The organism is Komagataeibacter ossonobensis, from assembly GCF_057359305.1.
In genome coordinates this window covers 1-1,063 of sequence record NZ_JBXAYQ010000123.1, presented here as the reverse complement: position 1 = coordinate 1,063, position 1,063 = coordinate 1, and the positions used below count along the sequence as shown (strand labels likewise).

The following is a 1,063-nucleotide window of genomic DNA, read 5'->3' as shown; positions in this document are numbered from 1 at the left end:
GCCGCTCATCGGCATACGGTCTGCATTGGCTGAGCCGATGAAAATGATGCGGCCGCCGTCGGGCATGGTCCGTGCGGCGGCAACCGCCGCGTGATAAGGCGCGTGGGTATTGATGCGGAAAAGCCGGTCGATGGCATCCGGCGGCATGGTCAGTGGATCACCCGCGCCAAGAATTCCGGAATTGACGACCAGCACGTCCAAGGGGCCGAGCGAGTTGATCAGCGCGATGAGGGCATCCCGGTCGCCACTGTCGGCGCGCAGGGCCCTGCTTCCGGTCTCTGTAGCCAATTCCTGAGCGTCGTCAGGCGAGGACAAATACGTAAAGACGACTTTCGCGCCATCCATTGCGAAGCGACGCACGATGGCGGCCCCAATCCCGCGACTGCCGCCCAGCACGAGAACGGATTTACCATGAAAGCTGGTCATGACCGTGTTTCCCTCAACGCCAGAATTTCTGCTAGCCTGTCGAAGGCCGGCTGATAGATGTGTGTCGGCATCCGGGTCTCCATGCTGGCTGCGTGTTCGGCCGATGCTTCGAACTGACCGCGCCACCGGATAAACGTGCGATCGCCATCCGTTATGGGCAGAAGCGTGATGGTCGAGCGGTAGTTCCGGATCGGCAGAGCCGATTCAATGATCGAGAACGTCACCGCATGATCCACATCCGACAGTGCCAGAAGCTGTTCACAGATCACACCGACATCGCCCATTTCAACACGGCGGATTGCGCCGACACGGTCGCCAGGATCATCGCCTTCGATCACGCAGCTTTTCACGCCCGGCAACCAGCGACCAAGGGCACCAAAATCACGGATCAGCTCCCAGACGGACGAAACGGGTGCATTGATGACACTGCTGGCCATAACGTTGATCATACGGACTCCCCCTGCCCTTTTCTGTGTGGGATCAAAGTGACTGGCCGCCCGTCACCTCAATGCGCTGGCCATTCACCCAGTGCATGTCGTCAGACAGAAGGCCACGGACCGCGGCCCCAATGTCGTCAGGTTGGCCGACGCGCCCCAGCGGCGTGATCTCTGCGAGGCTCCTGTTGACCGTGGCATCG

3 protein-coding genes are annotated in these 1,063 nt (G+C 60.8%); all 3 read right to left on the bottom strand.

Translation table 11 applies throughout. From position 1 onward, the window contains the following. Positions 1-426, bottom strand: a 426-nt coding sequence (locus AC1RQ9_RS18985; RefSeq protein ID WP_485988144.1) for an SDR family NAD(P)-dependent oxidoreductase, incomplete at its 3' end; no start/stop codon positions are given. Next, complete coding sequence (locus AC1RQ9_RS18980; RefSeq protein ID WP_053324080.1) at positions 423-875, bottom strand: SRPBCC family protein; 453 nt, start codon at positions 873-875, stop codon at positions 423-425. The genes AC1RQ9_RS18980 and AC1RQ9_RS18985, both read right to left, overlap by 4 nt. Before the next feature lie 31 nt (positions 876-906). Beyond that, a partial coding sequence (locus AC1RQ9_RS18975; RefSeq protein WP_485988146.1) for an SDR family oxidoreductase occupies positions 907-1,063 on the bottom strand: 157 nt, incomplete at its 5' end.

What these genes read in the sequence shown, in the direction of transcription:
- AC1RQ9_RS18980 (WP_053324080.1), bottom strand. Translation starts at nt 875, where the DNA reads ATGATCAACGTTATGGCCAGCAGTGTCATCAATGCACCCGTTTCGTCC.